Source organism: Acidovorax sp. Root568, from assembly GCF_001427445.1.
In the GTDB taxonomy this organism is placed as follows: Bacteria; Pseudomonadota; Gammaproteobacteria; order Burkholderiales; family Burkholderiaceae_C; genus Acidovorax; species Acidovorax delafieldii.
The window spans coordinates 8,908-30,279 of record NZ_LMGP01000006.1; the positions used below are offsets into that span (position 1 = coordinate 8,908).

The following is a 21,372-nucleotide window of genomic DNA, read 5'->3' on the forward strand; positions in this document are numbered from 1 at the left end:
GGGACGCAGACAGTGGGGTCGCTTTCTCTTTGGTGACTTTCTCTTGGCGAGACAAGAGAAAGTTACTCGCCTGCCGGGCGACTCCCGGCCTCCGCCCTGAGCCCAGGCAAGCAACCCGATAAGCACACAAGCCTCCACAGACGCGCTGCGCCCAACAACAGTCCGTTAGACCGTCAACGTCGACCGGAAATCTCCCACCCGGACGTGCTGGAGTTCACTATAAAAATCATAGCTGCCAAGGCATGAAGCACTAGCGCACCCAGCCAAAAACACCAAAAACTCACCCCGCAGGCAGCCGCATCCCCACCCGCAACCCCTTCGGCACCACCCCTTCCGCCACCGTCCGCCCCCCGTGCCGCAGCGCGATCTCTTCCACGATCGACAGCCCCAGTCCGCACCCCCCCGCCTTGTCCGACCCACGCCAGAACCGCGCAAACAGATCGCCCAGGTGCTCGGCCGGCACGCCCGGTCCATCGTCCTCCACCACCAGCAGCGCCCAATGCCCCGGCTCTTCATGGCCCACGCGCACCGTCACCGTGGCGCCGGGGCCCGCGTAGTGCAGCGCGTTGTCGATGAGGTTGTTCAACGCCTCGCGCAGCAGCAGCGGGTGGCCCTGCGCGGGCAGGTGGTCCACGCCCTCGTAGCCCAGGTCCATGCCCTGGGCCAGGGCGCGGGCGGCCCATTCGCGGGCCACCTCGCGGGCCAGGGCGGCGAGGTCGATGGACTGCATCTCCACGTTCGACTCTGAGCGCGCCAGTTGCAGCAGCTGGTGCACCAGGTGCGCGCTGCGTTGCGCGGCCGACAGCACCTTTTGCAGGCGGGCCTGTACTGCGGGTTCGTGGCTCTCATGCAGGGCCAGCTCGGTCTGGCCGATCAGGCCTGCGAGCGGCGTGCGCAGCTGGTGGGCAGCGTCGTTCAGAAAACGCTTTTCCTTTTGCTGGCCACGCGCCACGGTCTCCAGCAGGCGGTTGATGGTGCTGGCCAGCGAATGCACTTCCTGCGGGGCAGAGGTCAGCTCTATGGGCGGAAGCGGCGTGGTGCCCGTGTGGGGCTGCGCGCCTGCGCGCTCAATTTGCGCCTCCAGGCGCTTCAAGGGCTGCAGGCCGCGCAGCACACCGGCGTACACCACGGCGCTCAGGGCCAGGCCCATCAGGCCCATGGGGAACACCATGCGCTCCAGCAGTTCCTGCGCAATGCGCTCGCGCACCGTGAGGCTCTGGGCCACCTGAACGCGCAGGCGCTGGCGGGTAGAGGCGGTGCCGTAGTCCACATCCAGCAAGGCCACGCGCACCGGTTTGTCATCCACCCGCGCCTGGTACAAAAACGCCTCGCCCACCGCCACATCAACCTGGGCGGGCGGTGGCGGCAGCTGCGCGTTGCCCAGCAAAAAGCGGCCGGGCGGAGACGACACCATGTAGGTGATGCGGTCGGCCGGGTCCTGTTCCAGGATGTCCTGCGCGGCCTTCGGAAAGTCCACCAGCAGCCCATCGCCAATCGGCTTGATCTGCCGCGCCAGCGCCCGCACTGACTGGGTCAGCGTCTGGTCAATGCCCTTCTCGCCGTTCTGCAGCGCAATGCGCCACGCCAGAAACCCACCCGACAGCCACAGCACCAGCTGCGGCAGCAGCAGCCACAGCAGCAGCTTGCGTTGAAGAGAGACCCCAGGTACGTGGCGCATGTTTCAACAGTCAAAAATGGGCGGCGCTGCGTTGAAAACTGGCACGGCCCATGCGAGGGCCGCCGCGCAAGGGCCGCCCCGCCGCGCTGGCGGCGTCCCCCTGCCCGCGCACAGCGCGAGAGAAGGGGGAAGCGGCGCAGCCGCTCAGGGGGATGCTCACGGTTTATTCAGCATGTACCCCAGCCCCCGGATATTGCGGATCACCAGGTTGGACTGGTCGAGCTTCTTGCGCAGGCGGTGCACATACACCTCCAGCGCATTGGAGTTCAGCGGGGCGGCGGTCTGGCCGGGCTCGGGCGGGCTGGCGCGCCAAGCGGCCAGCACGTCGTCGCGGGTGACGACTTCGCCGCAGCGGTGGGCCAGCAGTTCCAGCAGCTCCCACTCGCGCTGGGTCAGCTCCAGCAGGTCGCCGTTCAGGGCAGCGGCATGGCTGGCGTGGTCCAGCACCAGCGGGCCGATGGTGGTGCTGGCAACGCCCGCCGCGCTGCTGGCCTGGGTGAAGGCGGGCTGGCGCGCGCGGCGCAGCATGGCCTGCAGGCGGGCCTGCAGCTCCTGCATGTTGAAGGGCTTGGTGATGTAGTCGTCGGCCCCGGCGTTCAGGCCCAGCACGCGGTCGTCGACGCCGTCGCGGGCGGTGAGGATCAGCACGGGCAGGCCGGCAATGTGCGCGCGGGCCCAGGTCAGCAGTTCCATGCCGTCGGCGCCGGGCAGGCCCAGGTCCAGGATGATGCCGTCCACCGCCTGCGTCTGCAAAAGCGCCATGGCCTGCGCCACGCTGCTGGCGGTGCAGACGCTGTAATCGAGTTGCTTGAGCTGGCCGGTGAGAGCGTCGAGCAGGAGGGCGTCGTCTTCGACAATCAGTATCGTGGCCATGGATTGAGCATAACAAAGGCCCCTGCAACGGGCCCTCTGTGGGGCCGCTGCGACTCTCAGGGAAAGCCCTGAGAATTAAATTAATTATTGTAATTAAAGTACCGACTGCGCTGAACGGCACCGGTATCACGGCGCAGCAACGGGTTCTGAAAACAACGTCGAGGAGACAAGGGTATGTGGAAGATGACAAAGATCGCCGCACTGGCGGTGGGCCTGGCGGCCGCGATGTCTGCCAGCGCGGGGGAGGTCGAGGTCCTGCACTACTGGACATCGGGCGGCGAGGCCAAGTCGGCCGCCGAGCTCAAGAAGATCATGCAGTCCAAGGGCCACACCTGGCGCGACTTTGCCGTGGCTGGGGGCGGTGGCGACAGCGCCATGACGGTGCTCAAGAGCCGCGTGATCTCGGGCAACCCGCCCTCGGCCGCCCAGGTCAAGGGCCCGGCCATCCAGGAATGGGCGTCCGAAGGCGTGCTGGCCAATGTCGATGCGCTGGCCAAGACCGAGAAGTGGGACGACGTGCTGCCCAAGGTGGTCGCCGACGTGATGAAGTACAAGGGCAGCTACGTGGCTGCCCCGGTCAACGTGCACCGCGTGAACTGGCTGTGGGCCAGCTCCGATGCGCTGAAGAAGGCTGGCGTTGCCAGCATGCCCAAGACCTGGGACGAGTTCTTTGCCGCTGCCGACAAGCTCAAGGCCGCAGGCCTGGTCCCCGTGGCCCATGGCGGCCAGAACTGGCAGGACTTCACGACCTTTGAATCCGTGGTGCTGGGCGTGGGCGGTGCCAAGTTCTACCAGGACGCTCTGGTCAAACTGGACGACAAGGCCATCAACAGCGACACCATGAAGAAGTCTCTGGAGACCTTCCGCCGCATCAAAACCTACACCGACCCGGGCGCTCCCGGCCGCGACTGGAACCTGGCTACGGCCATGCTCATCCAGGGCAAGGCGGGCTTCCAGCTGATGGGTGACTGGGCCAAGGGTGAGTTCATCGCGGCCAACAAGGCGCCGGGCAAGGACTTCCAGTGCGCAGCGGCACCGGGCACGGCCAACGCGTTCACCTTCAACGTGGACTCGTTCATCCTGTTCAAGCTCAAGGACGCAGCAGCACAGAAGGCGCAGAGCGACCTGGCCAGCTCCATCATGAGCCCTGAGTTCCAGGAGGTGTTCAACCTCAACAAGGGCTCGATCCCTGTGCGCACCGGACAGAAGATGGACAAGTTTGACGACTGCGCCAAGCTGTCCAGCAAAGACTTTGCCGACACTGCCAAGAGCGGTGGCCTGGTGCCCAGCGTGGCCCATGGCATGGCGATTGCGCCTGCCACCGAAGGGGCGATCAAGGATGTCGTCAGCCAGTTCTGGAACGACGACAAGGTGAGCGTCGCCGACGCCATGAAGAAGATCGCGGCCGCCGCGAAGACCAAGTAAGCCGTGTACGACACACGCACCCGCACGCACTAAAACCAACCCCAGAGGGATCCCATCATGAAGACAAGAAACCGCCTCACGGCGGTGGCTTTGGCCGCCGCATGCGCGAATGGCGCCTTTGCTATGGACGTAGCAGGCTTTGAGTTCAACGGCTACTCCCGCGGTGGCCCGGTGTTCAACCACTCCGATGGCGTCAAGGGCAACCTGACGCTGGGCGGCGAGCTGCAGAAGTACCGCCTGGGCAACGAAGGCGACAACGGCATCGAAGTCAACTTTGCCAAGGGCTTCGAGGCCGGTGGCATCAACTGGAAGGTGAACTACATGCCCGCCAAGTGGGGCAGTGGCGACATCAGCACCGAACAGGCGTTTGTGGAAATGAGCGGCTTCTCGTTCTCGCCCGAAGCCAAGTTCTGGGTCGGCCAGCGCCGCCTGCGGATCCAGGACGTGCACATCGTCGACTACTTCCTGCTGAACTACGGCGACAACATCGGCGCCGGTGTGACCGACGTGCCTGTGGGTGGCATGAAGCTGGGCGTGGGCGTGTTCTCTGGCGACAAGTTTGACGGCGGCCTGCCCAACAACGTGAAGGCACACCGCATCAACGCCGACCTGTCCGAGATCAACACCAACCCCGGCGGCAAGCTGCGGGTGCTGCTGACCGCCGTGGGCGGCAAGAACCAGGTGGGCGGCGGCTCCGGCTCCGGCATCTCGTTGATGCACACGCAAAAGGAGTTCCTGCTGCCCAGCATCAGCAACACGCTGTATTTGCAGACATCGCGCGGCCATGCCCGCATCGACGGGGAGTTCGAGGCCATCGAGGGCACCAGCGCAGGCAAGCGCGCCACCCGCATTGCCGACTCCATCAACTGGCAAAGCGGCCCGTTTGGCGGCCAGGCCCTCATTGGCTACCAGACCAACAAGGCTGACCTGACCGGCGTGGAGACCAAGGACTTCTCGCTGGGCGGCCGTGGCTCGTACGCGTTCACCAAGAACTTCAAGGGCCTCGTGGAGCTGTCCACCACCACCCGCAAGGGCAGTGGTCCGGACCAGCGCCTGTCCAAGGTCACGCTGGCGGGTGCCCTGGCACTGAATGAAGATTTCTGGTCGCGTCCTGAGCTGCGTCTGTATGTGACCAAGGCCAACTGGAACCAGGCGGCGGCGGTGGCCAACGCAGGCACCTTTGGCGCCAATGGCAAGACCTCGCGCACGCTGGTGGGCGTGCAGTACGAGGTGTGGTGGTAAGAGGGAGAGAGTGAGTAGCGAGTTAGTTTGAGGTAGACACTTTGTTCATTGGGGGGTGCTCTGTGCGCACCCCCCTTTTTTCATGTGACACAAAGTGGATGTGTGAATGAGTGAAACGGTGATTCAGTGACTGATCGAGACACCGCGTACCGCGCGCGCAGCGTGTGCAGTGCGTACGCAAGAGAGATTCGCAAGCAATGAAGAATTCCTTTGAAACCTGGCTGCCCAGGCTGGTGGTGACCCCGGCGTTTGTGCTGGGTTTTGCCTTCATCTATGGCCTCATGGTGTGGAACGGCGTGCTCAGCCTCACCGCATCGCGCATGCTGCCCAACTACGAATGGGCGGGCCTGGCGCAGTACGAGCGCCTGTGGGAGATGGACCGCTGGTGGGTCGCCCTGAAGAACCTGGGCATTTTTGGCGTGGGCTATGTGGGCGGATCGCTGGTGATTGGTGTGGTGCTGGCCGTGCTGCTGGACCAGAAGATCCGCGCCGAGGGCGCGCTGCGCACCATCTACCTGTACCCCATGGCGCTGTCGTTCGTGGTGACCGGCACGGCCTGGAAGTGGCTGCTGAACCCCGGCCTAGGCATCGAAAAGATGGTGCGCGACTGGGGCTTCACGAACTTTGAATTCGGCTGGCTGGTGGACACCGAGATGGCGATCTACTGTGTGGTCATCGCCGGCATCTGGCAGAGCGCCGGGTTTGCGATGGCGCTGTTCCTCGCCGGGCTGCGCGGCATTGACGACAGCATCATCAAGGCCGCGCAGGTCGATGGTGCCTCGCTGCCGCGCATCTACTGGCGCATCGTGCTGCCCGCGCTGCGGCCGGTGTTCTTCTCCACGCTCATGGTGCTGTCGCACCTGGCCATCAAGAGCTTTGACCTGGTGATGGCGCTGACGGCGGGCGGCCCTGGCTTTGCCACCGATGTGCCCGCCACCTTCATGTACACCATGTCGTTCTCGCGCGGGCAGATTGGCCTGGGCGCGGCCAGCGCCACCATGATGCTGGCCACCGTGGCGGCCCTGGTGATTCCTTACCTTTACAGCGAACTGCGGAGCAAACCCCATGACCGCTAAGCCCTCTGTGTTTCCGTCCGTGGGTCGCCTGCTGGTCTATGGCGTGCTGGCCCTGGCCACCGCGTTCTTTCTGCTGCCGCTGTACGCCATGCTGGTCACCTCGTTCAAGGACGCCGAGGAGATCCGCAGCACCTCGCTGCTGGCACTGCCCGCGGCGCTGAATTGGTCGGCCTGGGGCACGGCCTGGCAGAGCGCCTGTACGGGCGTGGACTGCAACGGCCTGCGCCCGTTTTTCTGGAACTCGGTGGCCATGGCCGTGCCGGCCGTGCTGATCTCCACCGTGTGGGGCGCGCTCAACGGCTATGTTCTGAGCCTGTGGAAGTTTCGCGGCAGCGACACGCTGTTTGGCCTGCTGCTGTTCGGCGTGTTCATGCCCTTCCAGGTCGTGCTGCTGCCCATGAGCCAGGTGCTGGGCTGGCTGGGGCTGTCCAGCTCCATCACCGGGCTGGTGCTGGTGCACTGCCTGGCTGGGCTGGCCGGCACCACGCTGTTCTTTCGCAACTACTACGCGGCCATCCCCAAGGAGCTGGTGAACGCGGCACGCATGGATGGCGCGAGCTTCTGGCAGATCTTCTGGCGCATTGTGCTGCCGCTGTCCACGCCCATCGTCATGGTCACGCTGATCTGGCAGTTCACCAACATCTGGAACGACTTCTTGTTCGGCGTGGTGTTCTCGGGCACCGAGTCCAAGCCCATCACCGTGGGCCTGAACAACCTGGCCAACACCAGCAGCAGCGTGAAGGCCTACAACGTGGACATGGCGGCCGCCATCATCGCGGGCCTGCCCACGATGGTGATCTATGTGCTGGCGGGTAAATTTTTTGTGCGCGGGCTGACGGCCGGCGCGGTGAAGGGATAAATCATGGCGTCATCACTCGACATTGCAGGCATCAACAAGCGCTTTGGCAAGGGCGACAAAAGCGTGGAGGTGCTGCGCAAGGTGGACATCCACGTCGCGCCCGGCGAGTTCCTCATCCTCGTCGGCCCCTCGGGCTGCGGCAAGTCCACGCTGCTCAACATCATTGCGGGGCTGGACGAGCCCACCGAGGGCGAGATCCGCATCGGTGGCAAAAACGTGGTGGGCATGCCCCCGCGCGACCGCGACATCGCCATGGTGTTCCAGAGCTATGCGCTGTACCCCACGCTGAGCGTGGCCGACAACATCGGCTTTGCGCTGGAGATGCGCAAGATGCCCAAGGCCGAGCGCCAAAAGCGCATCGACGAAGTGGCCGCCATGCTGCAGATCAGCCACCTGCTGGACCGCCGGCCCAGCCAGCTCTCGGGCGGTCAGCGCCAGCGTGTGGCCATGGGGCGGGCGCTCGCGCGCCAGCCGCAGCTCTTCTTGTTTGACGAGCCGCTGTCCAACCTCGACGCCAAGCTGCGCGTGGAGATGCGCGCCGAAATAAAGCGCCTGCACCAGGCCAGCGGCATCACCAGCGTGTACGTCACACACGACCAGGTCGAGGCCATGACGCTGGGCTCGCGCATCGCGGTGATGAAGGGCGGTGTGGTGCAGCAGCTGGGCACGCCGGACGACATCTACAACCGCCCGGCCAACACCTATGTGGCCACCTTCATCGGCTCGCCCACCATGAACCTGCTGCGCGGTGCGGCCACGGGGGGGCAGTTTGGCATTCAGGGCGCAGCGCTGAACCTGGCGGCCCCCGCCAGTGCCAACGAGGTGCTGCTGGGCGTGCGCCCCGAGCACCTGGTGATGCAGGAGACGGCCCCGTGGCGCGGCCGCGTCAGCGTGGTGGAGCCCACGGGCCCCGACACCTATGTGATGGTGGACACGGCCGCGGGCAGCGTCACGCTGCGCACCGACGCCCAGACCCGCGTGCAGCCCGGCGATGCCGTGGGCCTGGCGGTAGAGCCCGCCAACGCCCACTGGTTTGACGCTAGCAGCGAGAATCGGCTGGCGTGAGCCGCGCGGCGTAAGCGCCGCCGGATCGTTGCATGTAGTGTGCTGTCCCGCAAATAGCTGCACATGAAATCGCGTCCTCACCCCCAGGGCTGCGTTGCAAATCCTCGCGATAGTGACGGCTATCACTGCGGTTTGCGCCTTTCTCTGGGCGCGATGTCATCGATTTCATTTCGTGCAGCTATTTGCGGGACAGCACACTGGTTGCTATTGAAACAATAGCTGCTAGCGCATGTTCCACTAGCGCTAGCAGCTGTTTTTGCTTAAATCCACCGCATGACACCCCTGCGCCTGCTGGCCGACATTGGCGGCACCAACATTCGCCTGGCCTGGCAAGACCAGCCCGACGGCCCCCTGCACGACACCCGTGTGCTGCCCTGCGCACAGTTCCCCACGGTGGACGCCGCACTAGCGGCCTACCTGGCCGAAGTGAACATCGCCACCCCGCGCGAGGCGGCGTTTGGCATCGCCAACCCGGTCACGGGAGACGCCATCCGCATGACCAACCACAGCTGGAGCTTCTCGCAGCGCGCCGTGCGCGAGGCCTTTGGTTTTGAGCGGCTGGTGGTCATCAACGACTTCACAGCACTCGCGCTGGCGCTGCCCCTGCTCACGCCCGAGCAGCTGCGCCCCGTGGGCGGCGGTGTGGCCGTGCCGGGCGCTGCGATTGCGCTGCTGGGCCCGGGCACGGGCCTGGGCGTGTCGGGCCTGGTGTTTCCGCCCGGCTCCAGCCTGGGCGTGCCGCTGTCGGGCGAGGGCGGCCATGTCACGCTGGCCGCGCAGACCCAGCGCGAGTTCGATGTGCTGGGCATCCTGCAAGAGCGCTACGGCCATGTGTCGGCCGAGCGCGCCGTGTGTGGCGCCGGGCTGGTGGACCTGTACCACGCGCTGCGCCGGCTGGCCCAGCGCGGTGGCAAGGAAGTCAGCTCCGCCGCACAGGTGACCGAGCTGGCGCTGCAGGCCAACGACCCGCTGGCGCTGGAGGCGCTGGAGCTGTTCTGCGGCTTTCTGGGCAGTGTGGCGGGCAACCTGGCGCTCACGCTGGGTGCGCGCGGTGGCGTGTACCTGGGCGGCGGCATGGTGCCGCGACTGGGCACGTGGTTTGACCAGTCCCCGTTCCGCGCACGGTTTGAATCCAAAGGGCGCTTCCAGTCCTATCTGGCGACCATTCCCTGCTGGGTCATCGACCCCAGCGCCACACCCGCGCTGTTTGGCGCATCGCGTGCGCTGGACATTGCGGGCTCGGACGCATGAGCAGCAACAGCGCACCACCGCCCATGCTCCGCCCCACCGGTGTGCACCACGTGGCCGTCATCGCCAGCGACTACGCCCGCTCCCGCCGCTTCTACACCGAGGTGCTGGGTTTGCAGGTGGTGCACGAGCACTACCGCGCCGAGCGGCAGTCGTACAAGCTCGACCTACAACTGCCCGATGGCACGCAGGTGGAGCTGTTTTCCTTTCCTGAACCGCCTGCACGCCCGTCCTACCCCGAGGCCTGTGGCCTGCGCCACCTGGCCCTGCGCGTGGCCGACATGGCGGCCAGTGTCGCTGCCCTGGCGGCGCACGGCGTGGCCGTGGAGCCGGTGCGCACGGACCCGTTCACCGGGGCGTTGTTCACCTTTTTTGCCGACCCGGACGGGTTGCCGATCGAGTTGGTCGGGCCGGCCTGACCGGTGCAGGTTCTCCTTCGTTGTCCTGCGCTCAGTCCACGGCGATGCGGCGTTCCTTGATGAGCGCTGACAGGAGCTGCGTTTCTGCCCCGATGGTCTGCTGGAAGGTGGTGGCGTCCTGGACGATGGGTTCGGCCCCCAGGTCGGCAAAGCGGCTTTTCACCTCCGGCAGGGCGACCGCCTTGGCGATCTCGCTGGCCAGTCGGTTCACGATGTCGCTGGGCGTGCCTGCGGGCGCAAACACGCCAAACCAGTTGCCCAGCTCCACGCCCTTGATGCCCAGCTCGGTCAGGGTGGGGGCCTCCGGGAAGAAGGCCGAGCGCTTGGTGCCCGTCACGGCCAGCAGCCGTGCGCGGCCTTCGCGGATGTGCTGGAAGCCGGTGGCCGGGTCGAAGTAGTAGTCCACCTGCCCGGCCAGGATGTCCTGCAGCGCCGGTGCCGCGCCCCGGTAGGGCACATGCACGGCGTCAAACCCCGCCTGCTGCTTGAAGAGTTCGCCCACCAGGTGCATCTGGGTGCCAGCCCCCCCGGAGGCATAGCTGAGCTTGCCAGGCGCCGCCTTGGCCATGGCCACCAGGTCGTTGGCGCTTTGCACAGGCAGCCCCTTCTTGGCCACGAGGTAGAGCTGGGCGTAGCCCAGGCTGGCCACGGGGCGCAGGTCGCGCTCGGGGTTCAGTGCAGGCTTGAACAGGAAGGGGTTGGCCGTCTGCACCGAGATGGGGGCCACCATCAGCGTGTGGCCATCGGGTGCGGCCTTGCTGGTTTCCATCACGCCCAGGTTGCCGCTGGCCCCCGGCTTGTTGTCCACCACGACGGGCTGGCCGAGCGACTTGCTCAGTGCCGCGCCTGCGACGCGGGCCATCACGTCAGTGGTACCGCCAGCCGGAAAGCCCACGACCAGCCGGATGGGCTTGCTCGGCCACGCTGGGGGCTGGGCCAGGCTGGCGCCCGTGGTGGCTGCTAGGCAGGCTGCGGCGCTGGCGCGCAGCAGCAGGTTGCGACGGGTGATGAAGGTGCGAAGGGATGGGATATGCATGGTTTGTCTCCGTTGATGTTGTCTGTGGTGGCTGGTGGGCGCAATGGGGCAGGGCGGGTGTTGCTTCAGGGCTGGTGCGTCCTCCAGCCCGGCATGGGCGTTGCGCGGACAAGGCGCGTTTCCTGCGCCACGATCAGGTGCTCGGACGCTGCCAGGTAGGCGGGAAACGCTGGGTGGCTGTCGCGGGCCTGGCAGCGGCGCTCGTAGTCGGCCAGGTCTTCGTAGGCCCACAGGTGCACGAACTGGTTCAAGGGGCCGACCTGGCTGACGTAAAACCCCACGGGGTGTGCCAGCGTGTCCATCAGCACGGGCATGGCCATGCGGTTGAACACCTCCAAGAACTCGCCCATCTTGCGCAAGCGGATGGTGTAGATGCGGTGGTCCACCAGGGGCTTGGCCAAGGGCTCATGCGGCATGGCAGGCCTCCTTGCGGGTGGGCGCTGTGCGCTGGCCTGGCGGCCATGCGCCCGCCACGTGGCGGCCGGTGATCCAGCCAAAGGTCATGGCCGGCCCCAGCGTGATGCCGGCACCAGGGTAGTTGCCGCCCATGATGCTGGTGCGGTCGTTGCCCACGGCGTACAGCCCGGGTACGGCCTGCCCGTCGGCACGCAGCACCTGGCCTTCGGTGGTGGTGCGCAGGCCCTCGAAGGTGCCCAGGTCGCCCATGACGACCTTGACGGCGTAGTAAGGGCCGGCACCAATAGGGGCCACGCAGGGGTTGGGCTGCTGGTCGGGGTCGGCCAGGTAGCGGTTGAAGGCCGTGGTGCCGCGCCCGAACTGGCGGTCCTCGCCGGTGCGCGCGCCAGCGTTGTACTCGCGCACGGTGGCTTCCAGCCCCTCGGGGTCGATGCCAGCGGCCTGGGCCAGGTCGGCCAGCGTGCGGCCCTTGAAGAGATAGCCCTTGCGAATCAGGCCGCCCACGGGCATGGGCGCGGGCTTGGCATAGCCCAGGCCGTATTTGGACAGCGTGGCCTGGTCGCACAGCAGCCACATGGCGGTCTCGCGCTGGTCGCGGCAGGCCTCGATCATGGCAGCGCCCACGTCGTGGTACGAATGGGACTCGTTGGTGAAACGCCGCCCGTTGCGCAGCACCCCGATGATGCCGGGCTTGTAGCGGTCCAGCAGGTGCGGAAACACCCCCGTGCGGCCTTGGCTCAGGGGCACGCGAGACACCGGCATCCAGGCGGCTGCGCCCACGCCGTCAAAGCGCTCATCCACTTGCCCACCGACCTGCGCGCCCAGGCGCAGGCCATCGCCGGTGTTCTCTGCGGGCACAGGCGAGAGGTGCTCGCCACCGCTCGCCAGGTGCGGGTAGCGCTGGGTGATACGGGCCACATCGTGGGGGTAGCCGCCGCAGGCCAGCACCACGCCCCGGCGGGCGTTGATGCGCAGCTGGCCCCGGGGCGTCTGAACGCGTGCGCCGGTCACGCGGTCGCCCGCCTGCAGCAACTCGCGGGCTTCGGCCTCGGTGTGGATCGGAATGCCCAGGTCGAAGCAGGTCTTGGCCAGGCGCGCAGCCAGGGCGTTGCCACTGGTCACTTGCACGCCCCGGCGGTAGCGCAGCAGGTCCAGCAGGTGGCCCCCCAGGCGCCGTGCCACATAGGCAGCCGACACCACCGATTTGGTGGCGCGGAAGAAATGCTTGAGGTCGGCGTTCGACGAGTTGAACATCATGCCCACGAAGGTGATGGTGGACAGCGGCGGGCGCAGCCGTGCCAGCTCTGGCCCCAGCTGGCTCGCGTCATAGGGCGCGGCCAGGATGGAGCGGCCGATGGCTGCGCCCCCTGGTGCGTCGGGGTGGTAATCGGGGTAGAGCGTGGGCACGAAGCGCACGGCGGTCTCCCGCTCGAACCAGGCCACCATCTCGGGCGCATGGTCCAGGAAGGCATCGATCGCGTCGGCTTGGTAGAACGGCCCCGTCTGGTCCTTCATGTAGGTGCGCATGGCCTCGCGGGTGTCCGGGGCGGCGCATTGCGTGTTGCCGGGGATCCAGAGCACGCCGCCGGAGAAGGCGGTGGTGCCCCCGAAGCAGGTTGCCTTTTCGATCACGATGACATCCAGTCCGTGTTTCCTGGCCGCGATGGCGGTGGACAGGCCGCCGGCGCCGGAGCCCACGACCAGCAGGTCGCATGTCAGTTCCTGGCTGGAGGCAGGGTTGGCAGGGTTCATGTTGCAGTCTCCTTGTTGAGGGGGCGTATGTGCAAGGGGCGCTGGGCATCGCCCATGCGGCGGCCTGCACCGGTGGCGCTTGGTGCGTGTGTTCTGGTGAGGGGGCGCCGTGCGGGGCGGTGCGCGTCAGGTGGCTGGGGCCGGTGTGCGGTTGAAGCCCGGGCGCGGCACCATGTCCATCAACATGCAGCCCAGGCCGCCATCGACCAGCAGCTCTGCACCGTTCATGTAGGCCGATCGGTCGCTGGCGAGGAACAGCGCGGGTTCGGCAATATCCCGGGGCTCGCCGACGCGGCGGCTGGCCGTGGCTGCTGCGCGCCGCGCCTCGAAGCCTGGCTCCTCATAGAAGCGGGCAGACAGCGCGGTGCGGATCATCCCGGGGCAGATGGCGTTGCTGCGCACGCCCCGGGGGCCCCACTCGGCTGCCAACTGGCGCGACAGCAGAAGCACCCCCGCCTTGCTGGCGCTGTAGGCGCCGCTGGCGGTCTGCGGGTGCAGGGCCGATACCGATGCCACATGCACCAGCGAACCCCGGCCCGCATGCAGCATGTCCTGCCCAAAGGCCCGCGAGCACAGCAGGTAACCCGTGAGGTTGACGGCCAGCACGGCATTCCAGTCGGCCAGCGATACGCTGTCGAGGCTGCCCGGACGAAGCAGGCCCGCGTTGTTGATCAGCACGGCGGCGGGCCCCAGGCTTTCGCGCACTTGCGCAGCTGCGGCGGACACGGCACTTTCGTCGGTGATGTCGCAGGCCACGGCGAGTGCATGGCCTCCCTGTGTGTCCAGTCGCGTGGCCATCTGCCGGGCCGCATCGCCGTCGCGGTCCACCAGGGCTACCCGTGCTCCCACTGCTGCCAATGACTCTGCAATAGCCGCTCCGATACCGCTGCCCGCGCCGGTGACCACGCAGACGCGCCCCTTCAGGCCCAGCCAGTCAGCGCCTTGCGCAGGAGAAAAGTCATCGGGGGCGATGCGGTTGTCGCTGTGGTTCATGGGCTGCTGTCTCCTTGTTGTGATGGGGTGAAGCATCCCGCAACATGCCTCCTTCCTCAATCGACAAACCGGGCCATGAGCAGGACAATTCGTGCATTGATGGCAATTAAGGATGGGTAGAAACCATGAGAACCGAACCCGGCACCGTGCGCCAGTTCGCGCTCTACGGCACGCAGGACGCCGCGCCTGCCTGGGCCGATCTGGTGCATTTGGAGCGGGTGCCGGAGCGCTCCAGCCTGTTTGGCTGGGAGATCGACCTGCACTTTCACGAAGGGCTGATTCAGGTGCTGTACCTCACGGCAGGCGGTGAAGGCGGTAGCGCGCTGATGGATGGCAAACGCTGGCCGCTGCATCCTCCGTGCCTGGTGGTGGTGCCCGCGCGCACCGTGCATGGGTTCAGCTTTCACCCGGGCACGGACGGCCCAGTGATCACGGCTGCGCAAAAGCCCCTGGAGTCACTGGCCGCGCTGGCGGCACCGGAGTTGCTGGAGCACATCCGCCGCCCCCTGGTGCTGCCAGTGGATCCGGCGGGGCGCCATGCCCAGGCGCTGCAGCCCCTGTTCGAGGTAATCGGGCAGGAGGCCCATGTGGACGGCGGTGTGCGCGCTGCAGGCATGCCCCTGCTGGTGGCGCTGTTCGTGCAGATTGCCCGCCTGGCGCAGACTTCGGCAGCGCTGCCCGAGGCGCTGCCTTCGCGCAAGGCGGTGCAGATAGAGCGGTTTCGCGCCCTGCTGGACACGAACGTGCGCCAGCACACACCGGTGCACGCGTACGCGGATGCGCTCGGGATCTCTGTGGGGCAGCTTTCGCGGCTGTGCCGCGAGGTGTTGGGGCTCTCCGCCCAGGAGGTGGTCAACGCCCGCGTGGTGCATGAGGCCCAGCGGGAGCTGGTGTATTCATCCCTCTCGGTCAAGCAGATTGCGGCCGAACTGGGCTTTGAGGATGAGGCCTACTTCGGGCGTTTCTTCAAGAAGCGCACCGGCCAGCGGCCCACTGATTTCAGGCGCGAAGCCCGGGCGCAGCTGGCGGGTGCGTAGTGCGCGCCAAGCGCCTGTCTACGGGGCTCTGCGAGGGGTATCAACAAGCCCCGGTGCGTCGGGCGCAGGATGGGCCACGCCGGATTGGCGGGTGGTGACGGTGAAAAGAGAAGCCAAGACGCGAGGCGGCCGCTGGCCTCACATCTCCTCGCTCCAGCAATACCCGTCGCGCGCAATCATCGCGCTCGCGGCGCGCGGGCCCCAGCTGCCTGCGGGGTAGGGGCGGGGGCCTGCCGGGTCGTTCTTCCAGTACTGCAGGATGGGCTCCACCCAGCGCCAGGCCTCTTCCTGCTCGTCGCTGCGCACAAACAGGTTCAGGCGGCCGGCGATCACGTCGAGCAGCAGGCGCTCGTAGGCGCCCACGCGTTCGGTGCCAAAGCGCTGGTCAAAGTCCAGGTTCAGGTGCACCTGCGACAGCGCGGGCTCGGTCTGGTGCTGGGCGGCGCCCTGCGCCATCAGGTGCAGCTCCAGTCCGTCCTTGGGCTGCAGGTTGATCACCAGGCGGTTGGCAGCGCCCGCAGGGGTCTTGAAGATGGGGTGTGGCACGGGCCGGAAGTTGATGACGATGTGCGCGTCGCGCCCCGCCAGCCGCTTGCCGGTGCGGATGTAAAACGGCACACCCGCCCAGCGCCAGTTGCTGATCTCGGTGCGCAGCGCCACAAAGGTCTCGGTGGTGCTGCCGGGGGCCACGCCTTTTTCTTGCGCATAGCCGGGCACGGGCTGGCCCTGGTGGTTGCCCGCTGCGTACTGGCCGCGGATCACATGCTGGCCAATGGTTTCCGGCGTCCAGGGCTTGAGCGACTGCAGCACCTTGAGCTTTTCGTCGCGGATGGCGTTGGCGCTGGAGTTGATGGGGGGCTCCATGCCAATCGCGCACAAGAGCTGCAGCGCGTGGTTCTGCACCATGTCGCGCATCGCGCCGGTCTGGTCGTAGAACGCGCCGCGCGACTCCACACCCAGCTCCTCGGCAATCGTGATCTGGATGTTGGCAATGGTTTCGCGGCGCCACAGGGGCTCGAACAGCGCGTTGCCAAACCGCAGCGCAAACAGGTTCTGCACCGAGGGCTTGCCCAGGTAGTGGTCGATGCGAAAGACCTGCTCTTCTTTCAGCACACGGCGCAGCGTGTCGTTGATGGCGCGGTTGGACTGCAGGTCGTGGCCCAGGGGTTTTTCCAGCACCACACGGGTGGTGGGGCCATTCAGGCCCACGGCGGCGATCTGTTCACACACATTGGTGAACAGGCTGGGGGCTGTGGCCACATACATCACCACCGAGTCGGCTCCGCGCGCCTTCAGCGTCTCGGCCAGGCGCTCGTAGTCCTGGGTTTTGGACAAGTCCATGCGCAGGTAGTGCAGCAGCGCGGCGAAGCGTGCAAACTCGTCCGGGCTGGGGCGCTTGGCCAGCTCCACGCTGTCGAACCGCGACTGGATCAGGCTGCGGTATTGTTCGTCGCTCAGGTCATCACGTGCCACCGCGATGATGCGCCCCCCCTCAGGCAGCGTGCCATGCCGAAAGGCCTGAAACAATGCGGGCATGAGCTTGCGCCAGGCGAGGTCGCCGGTGCCGCCGAACAGGACGAGGTCAAAACTCATGGTGTCTCCGTGATGGGGTGGTTCGTTTTGTTGCGTGGGATTGTAATCACGTTACATGATTTTCTAAAGAGGCGTGCCTTGTATCTACTGCTTGTAACCCAAAAGAACCTGTTAATAGGCCACTTTGTCGTGTAATCAAGTTACTATCTCGGCGCTTTTTTCACCTTACCCGTTTGATGACCATGCCTCTCCGTTGCGACCAGTCTGCGCTGTGGCCCCAGTTGGCCGCCCACTACGCTTCCCACGGCCAGCACCTGGACATGCGCCAGGCGTTTGCGCAGGATGCCCAGCGGTTTGCGGCCTTCAGCCAGTCGGCTCCGCATGTGTTTGCTGACCTGTCCAAGAACCTGTGGGACCGCGATATCGAAGCGCTGCTGCTGGATCTGGCCCGCGACTGCGGCCTGGTGCAACACCGCGATGCGATGTTTGCAGGCGAGGCCATCAACACCACCGAAAACCGCGCCGTGCTGCACACGCTGCTGCGCCGTCCGTTAGGCGTAGCCCTGCCCGGTGATGTGCCGGAGACCGCGCAGCGCCTGGCCGACGTGCACCACACGCTTGATGCGATGCTGCAGTACGCCGAGCAGGTGCGCAGCGATGCCGCCATCACCGACGTGGTGAACATTGGCATCGGCGGGTCGGACCTGGGCCCGCACATGGCAGTGCGCGCGCTCGAAGAGTTCCGCATCCCAAGCAAGCGCTTTCACTTTGTGTCTAACGTGGACGGGCACGAGCTGCACCACGTGCTCAAGGGCCTGCGGCCTGAGAGCACGCTGTTCCTGGTCGCGTCCAAGACCTTCACCACGGCCGAGACCATGACCAACGCGCGCTCGGCCCTGGCGTGGTTTGGTGCCCAGGGCGGGCGCGATGTGGCCCGCCACTTTGCGGCGCTTACCACCAACATCGAGGCCGCAGCGGCCCTCGGTATCACCACCACCTTCGGCTTCTGGGACTGGGTGGGCGGCCGCTACTCGCTGTGGTCGGCCATTGGCCTGCCGATTGCCATCGCGATCGGTGCCCAAGGCTTCCGAGATTTCCTTGCGGGCGCGCACGCCATGGACGAGCATTTCCGCACCGCACCGCTGGCGCAGAACCTGCCGGTGCGCCTGGGTCTGCTCGATGTCTGGTACCGCAATTTCCACGGCTTCACCAGCCGCTGCATCGCGCCGTATCACGCCGCGCTGGGGCGCTACTCGGCCTACCTGCAGCAGTTGGAGATGGAAAGCAACGGCAAGCGCGTGGCGCAAGACGGCAGCACGCTGGCCTGCGTCACATCGCCTGTGCTGTGGGGCGAGCCCGGCACCAACGGCCAGCACGCGTTCTTCCAGATGCTGCACCAGGGCGCCGATGTGCTGCCGCTGGAGATCGTCGCCGTGCGCAAGGCCTCGCACCCGCTGCCCGGCCACCAGCAAAAGCTGCTGGCCAACGCCCTGGCGCAGACGCAGGCGCTGATGGTGGGCAAGGCCAGCGACGACGGCCATCGGCACTTTCCGGGCAACCGCCCCAGCACCCTGATGCTGCTCGAATCACTCACCCCCACATCGCTGGGCGCGCTGATTGCACTGCAGGAGCACCGCGTGTTTGTGAGCGGCAGCCTGTGGGGCATCAACAGCTTTGACCAGTGGGGCGTGGAGTTGGGCAAGGTGCTGGCCAAGGACCTGGAGGCCCGGCTGGAGAGCGGTGATGTGGCGGGGCTCGATGGCTCCACCGCTGGCCTGCTGGGCTTGCTGCGCAGCGCTGCCTGACCTTCACGGCACAGCAAAGTCCTCGGGGTCGCTCTGGCGGAAGACCGGGCGCCCTGCTGGCAGAAGCCGGCACAGTTTCTGGTCGACAGCTAACGCATCAGGAGACACTTCCCATGGAGATTCCGCCCTATCCGGACTTCCGCTCCGCAGCCTTTTTGCGCCAGCATCTGCGTGACACCATGGCGTTCTACGCCCCCGTGGCCACGGACGCGAGCGGCGGGCAGTACCACTTCTTTCTGGACGATGGCACGGTCTACAACGCCCACTCCCGCCATCTCGTCAGCGCCACACGCTTTGTGGTCACGCACGCCATGCTCTACCGCACCACGGGGGAGGCGCGTTATCAGGCGGGCATGCGGCACGCGCTCACGTTCCTGCGCACCGCGTTCCTCGACCCCGCCACGGGCGGGTACGCCTGGCTGATCGACTGGCAGGATGGCCGCACCACCGTGCAAGACGCCACGCGCCACTGCTACGGCATGGCCTTTGTGATGCTGGCGTATGCCCGCGCTTACGCGGCCGGAGTGCCCGAGGCCCGCGATTGGCTGGCTGAGGCTTTTGAAACTGCCGAACAGCACTTCTGGCAACCTTCCGCAGGCCTGTATGCCGACGAGGCCAGCCCTGATTGGCGGCTGACCAGCTACCGAGGCCAGAACGCCAACATGCACGCCTGCGAGGCCATGATCTCCGCCTTCCGCGCTACGGGCGAGCGTCGTTACATCGAGCGTGCCGAACAACTCGCGCAAGGTATCTGCCAGCGGCAGGCCGCGTTGTCCACCCGCGCCCTTGCGCCCGCTGCCGAAGATTGGGTGTGGGAGCACTTCCATGCCGACTGGTCCGTGGACTGGGACTACAACCGCCATGACCGCAGCAACATCTTCCGCCCCTGGGGCTACCAGATCGGCCACCAGACCGAATGGGCCAAGCTGCTGCTGCAACTCGACGCCTTGCGGCCCGCCGACTGGCACCTGCCGTGTGCGCAGCGCCTGTTCGATACCGCTGTGGAGCGGGGCTGGGATGCCGAGCACGGCGGCCTGTATTACGGCATGGCGCCCGACGGTAGCATCTGCGACGACGGCAAATACCACTGGGTGCAGGCCGAGAGCATGGCGGCTGCAGCGGTGCTTGCTGTTCGCACGGGGGATGCGCGCTACTGGCAGTGGTACGACCGCATCTGGACCTACTGCTGGACCCACTTTGTGGACCACGAACATGGCGCGTGGTTTCGCATCCTGCACCGCGACAACCGCAACACCACCCACGAGAAGAGCAATGCGGGGAAGGTGGACTATCACAACATGGGGGCGTGTTATGACGTGTTGGGAGCGCTGGGGCTGGGGGCTGAGAAGGGCTGGCCGGCAGCGAGTCGCCCTGACGACGTAAGCTCACCCCATCGGAACCATCCGGTCCAGCAGGAGAGGAAGCATGGAAGTCGGTTTGCTGACCCCGGCGCAACAGGAGCAGATGGTGGACTTGCTGCTTGCGCTGCATGATCACTACCACCCGGGCCGTGCGCTCGACCGGGTCCTTGTGCGCAACCACCTGTTGGACAACCTGTGCGGACCCCACTCTCAGATTCGACTGGTGACGGCAGAACTCGGCGGCGAGTTGTTGGGGTTTGCCGCCATTTACCTGGTGTATTCGTTGGTGGAGCCCGAGCCCGCCCACCAGCGGCAGTGTGTACTCAAAGAGCTGTTTGTTTCTCCGCACCATCGGAGCCAAGGTATTGGCTTGGCTTTGATGCAATGGGTGGCGCGATACGCGCTGGACAACGGCTGTGGCCGCATCGACTGGTCGGTCAAGTCGTCCAACGCCCGGGGCATTGCGTTTTACGAGAGCCTGAGTGCAAGGTTGGTCAGTGACCGCCTCAGCTATCGGATCGTGCGCGAGGAGATCGGCGCGTTGGCGGGCTGGTGATGGAGCGCTGGCCTTTGTGTCCCACTGTGACCAGTTGCTCGTCGCTTTTCACACCTTGAAGAAATTCACCGGCAGCCCCGCCACTTCCACGTGCATGCTGAACAGCGACCCTGCTGCAACCGCTGCCTGCTGTTCTTGAAGAGGCCTTCCCGCCCGCGCCGATGTAATGAACAGCGTGTGCAGATCCTCCCCCCCAAAACACACCATGGTCGGGCACTGCACCGGCACCGCAATGCGCTGCAGCACCTCACCTGCTGGCGAGAGTTGCAACACACAAGCGCCTTCGTACATCGCCACCCAGTAGTTGCCTTCCACATCCACCGCCGCGCCATCGGGCCGCCCACCGTACGGCTGGCCGTCCACCTTGCGGTCAAACTGCACCCAGGGGCGGCGGTTGGTGATATCGCCCGTGGCCACGTCAAAGTCGAACTGGTCGATGCGGTGCTCGGGCGTATTCGACCAGTACATCGTGCGGTTGTCGGGGCTGAAGGCCAGGCCGTTGGCGGTGAAGTTATCGCCTGCCATGTGGCGCACGCGGTAGCCTGTGGCGCTGGCCGGGTAGGCCTGCAGGCACCACAGGGCCGCATTCGGTGCGGTGCGGGGCGTGATGACCGAGCCCGCCCAGAAACGGCCTGCGGTGTCGCAGCGGCCGTCGTTCAGGCGCAGGACCGTGGTGTCATGCTGCTCGGGCGGCAGCAGGGCCAGGCAGCTGAGGGCGGTAGGGTCTGCGCTGTCCTTGGCTGTATCCAGAAGATAGAAACCGTTTCGTAACCCGATTACCAATCGCCCATCGGTCGCAGGCGCGCAGCAGCCGGGCTCGCTGGGCATGCGCCACTGCCGGTGGTGGCCGCTGTCAGGATGCCATGCGTGCACCGATTGTCCCTGAATGTCACACCAGTAAAGGGATTTTTCCGTGGGGTGCCAGAAGGGGGATTCACCCAGTTCGGACGGCGGCAAGGGCAAGGTTTGCAGGGACATGGGTTGAATTGGGGTGGTT

At 66.1% G+C, this 21,372-nt stretch carries 19 protein-coding genes; 11 read left to right on the plus strand and 8 right to left on the minus strand.

What is annotated here, in order from left to right; translation table 11 throughout:
• Positions 1-280 precede the first annotated feature (280 nt).
• Both ASD75_RS06130 and ASD75_RS06135 read right to left on the minus strand, forming a co-directional pair.
• Complete coding sequence (locus tag ASD75_RS06130) at positions 281-1,678, minus strand: sensor histidine kinase (RefSeq protein WP_056744047.1); 1,398 nt, start codon at positions 1,676-1,678, stop codon at positions 281-283.
• A gap of 156 nt (positions 1,679-1,834) precedes the next feature.
• Complete coding sequence (locus ASD75_RS06135; protein ID WP_056058426.1) at positions 1,835-2,551, minus strand: response regulator transcription factor; 717 nt, start codon at positions 2,549-2,551, stop codon at positions 1,835-1,837.
• Between the two features lie 174 nt (positions 2,552-2,725).
• Between ASD75_RS06135 and ASD75_RS06140 the strand changes: the two genes are divergently transcribed.
• The 7 genes from ASD75_RS06140 (at position 2,726) to ASD75_RS06170 (ending at position 9,885) form a co-directional block, all read left to right on the plus strand.
• On the plus strand, positions 2,726-3,976 hold the full coding sequence (locus tag ASD75_RS06140; RefSeq protein ID WP_056058428.1) for an ABC transporter substrate-binding protein: 1,251 nt from the start codon (positions 2,726-2,728) through the stop codon (positions 3,974-3,976).
• A 123-nt stretch (positions 3,977-4,099) separates the two neighbouring features.
• The gene (locus ASD75_RS06145; protein WP_056058431.1) at positions 4,100-5,218 is read left to right on the plus strand and encodes a carbohydrate porin; all 1,119 of its coding nucleotides are present in this window, start codon (positions 4,100-4,102) and stop codon (positions 5,216-5,218) included.
• A gap of 197 nt (positions 5,219-5,415) precedes the next feature.
• On the plus strand, positions 5,416-6,294 hold the full coding sequence (locus ASD75_RS06150) for a carbohydrate ABC transporter permease (protein WP_015012611.1): 879 nt from the start codon (positions 5,416-5,418) through the stop codon (positions 6,292-6,294).
• Positions 6,284-7,153 (plus strand): carbohydrate ABC transporter permease, encoded by an 870-nt coding sequence (locus ASD75_RS06155; protein ID WP_056744049.1) that lies wholly within the window; start codon positions 6,284-6,286, stop codon positions 7,151-7,153. Before ASD75_RS06150 ends, ASD75_RS06155 begins: the two co-directional genes overlap by 11 nt.
• A gap of 3 nt (positions 7,154-7,156) precedes the next feature.
• Entirely contained in the window at positions 7,157-8,218 is a 1,062-nt protein-coding gene (locus tag ASD75_RS06160; protein ID WP_056744052.1) for an ABC transporter ATP-binding protein, read from the plus strand.
• Positions 8,219-8,491: 273 nt separating this feature from the next.
• Positions 8,492-9,469: a glucokinase gene (gene glk / locus ASD75_RS06165; RefSeq protein ID WP_056744054.1), complete on the plus strand. Its 978-nt coding sequence runs from the start codon at positions 8,492-8,494 to the stop codon at positions 9,467-9,469.
• On the plus strand, positions 9,466-9,885 hold the full coding sequence (locus ASD75_RS06170; RefSeq protein ID WP_056744057.1) for a VOC family protein: 420 nt from the start codon (positions 9,466-9,468) through the stop codon (positions 9,883-9,885). The genes glk and ASD75_RS06170 overlap by 4 nt, the downstream gene beginning before the upstream one ends.
• Positions 9,886-9,916: 31 nt before the next feature.
• Here the strand turns inward: ASD75_RS06170 and ASD75_RS06175 are convergent, their stop codons facing one another.
• The 4 genes from ASD75_RS06175 to ASD75_RS06190 all read right to left on the minus strand — a co-directional run bounded on the left by ASD75_RS06175 (position 9,917) and on the right by ASD75_RS06190 (position 14,083).
• Positions 9,917-10,921, minus strand: a complete 1,005-nt coding sequence (locus ASD75_RS06175) for a tripartite tricarboxylate transporter substrate binding protein (protein WP_056744059.1) — start codon at positions 10,919-10,921, stop codon at positions 9,917-9,919.
• 65 nt (positions 10,922-10,986) lie between these two features.
• The gene (locus ASD75_RS06180) at positions 10,987-11,337 is read right to left on the minus strand and encodes an NIPSNAP family protein (protein WP_056744060.1); all 351 of its coding nucleotides are present in this window, start codon (positions 11,335-11,337) and stop codon (positions 10,987-10,989) included.
• Entirely contained in the window at positions 11,327-13,090 is a 1,764-nt protein-coding gene (locus tag ASD75_RS06185; protein ID WP_056744062.1) for an FAD-dependent oxidoreductase, read from the minus strand. The genes ASD75_RS06180 and ASD75_RS06185 overlap by 11 nt, the downstream gene beginning before the upstream one ends.
• Positions 13,091-13,216: 126 nt before the next feature.
• Positions 13,217-14,083 (minus strand): SDR family NAD(P)-dependent oxidoreductase, encoded by an 867-nt coding sequence (locus ASD75_RS06190; protein ID WP_056744064.1) that lies wholly within the window; start codon positions 14,081-14,083, stop codon positions 13,217-13,219.
• A 125-nt stretch (positions 14,084-14,208) separates the two neighbouring features.
• Between ASD75_RS06190 and ASD75_RS06195 the strand changes: the two genes are divergently transcribed.
• Complete coding sequence (locus ASD75_RS06195) at positions 14,209-15,120, plus strand: helix-turn-helix domain-containing protein (RefSeq protein ID WP_056744066.1); 912 nt, start codon at positions 14,209-14,211, stop codon at positions 15,118-15,120.
• 138 nt (positions 15,121-15,258) lie between these two features.
• Here ASD75_RS06195 and zwf read toward each other — a convergent pair whose 3' ends face one another.
• On the minus strand, positions 15,259-16,713 hold the full coding sequence (zwf, locus tag ASD75_RS06200; protein ID WP_056744068.1) for a glucose-6-phosphate dehydrogenase: 1,455 nt from the start codon (positions 16,711-16,713) through the stop codon (positions 15,259-15,261).
• 176 nt (positions 16,714-16,889) lie between these two features.
• On the opposite strand from zwf, the gene pgi reads away from it, so the two are divergent.
• The 3 genes from pgi to ASD75_RS06215 all read left to right on the plus strand — a co-directional run bounded on the left by pgi (position 16,890) and on the right by ASD75_RS06215 (position 20,375).
• The gene (pgi, locus tag ASD75_RS06205; protein WP_056744069.1) at positions 16,890-18,458 is read left to right on the plus strand and encodes a glucose-6-phosphate isomerase; all 1,569 of its coding nucleotides are present in this window, start codon (positions 16,890-16,892) and stop codon (positions 18,456-18,458) included.
• 113 nt (positions 18,459-18,571) lie between these two features.
• Positions 18,572-19,951: an AGE family epimerase/isomerase gene (locus ASD75_RS06210; protein ID WP_235511553.1), complete on the plus strand. Its 1,380-nt coding sequence runs from the start codon at positions 18,572-18,574 to the stop codon at positions 19,949-19,951.
• Positions 19,884-20,375, plus strand: a complete 492-nt coding sequence (locus ASD75_RS06215; RefSeq protein ID WP_056744071.1) for a GNAT family N-acetyltransferase — start codon at positions 19,884-19,886, stop codon at positions 20,373-20,375. Before ASD75_RS06210 ends, ASD75_RS06215 begins: the two co-directional genes overlap by 68 nt.
• 48 nt (positions 20,376-20,423) lie before the next feature.
• On the opposite strand, the gene ASD75_RS06220 is transcribed toward ASD75_RS06215, so the two are convergent.
• Entirely contained in the window at positions 20,424-21,353 is a 930-nt protein-coding gene (locus ASD75_RS06220; protein WP_056744073.1) for an SMP-30/gluconolactonase/LRE family protein, read from the minus strand.
• Positions 21,354-21,372 lie beyond the last annotated feature (19 nt).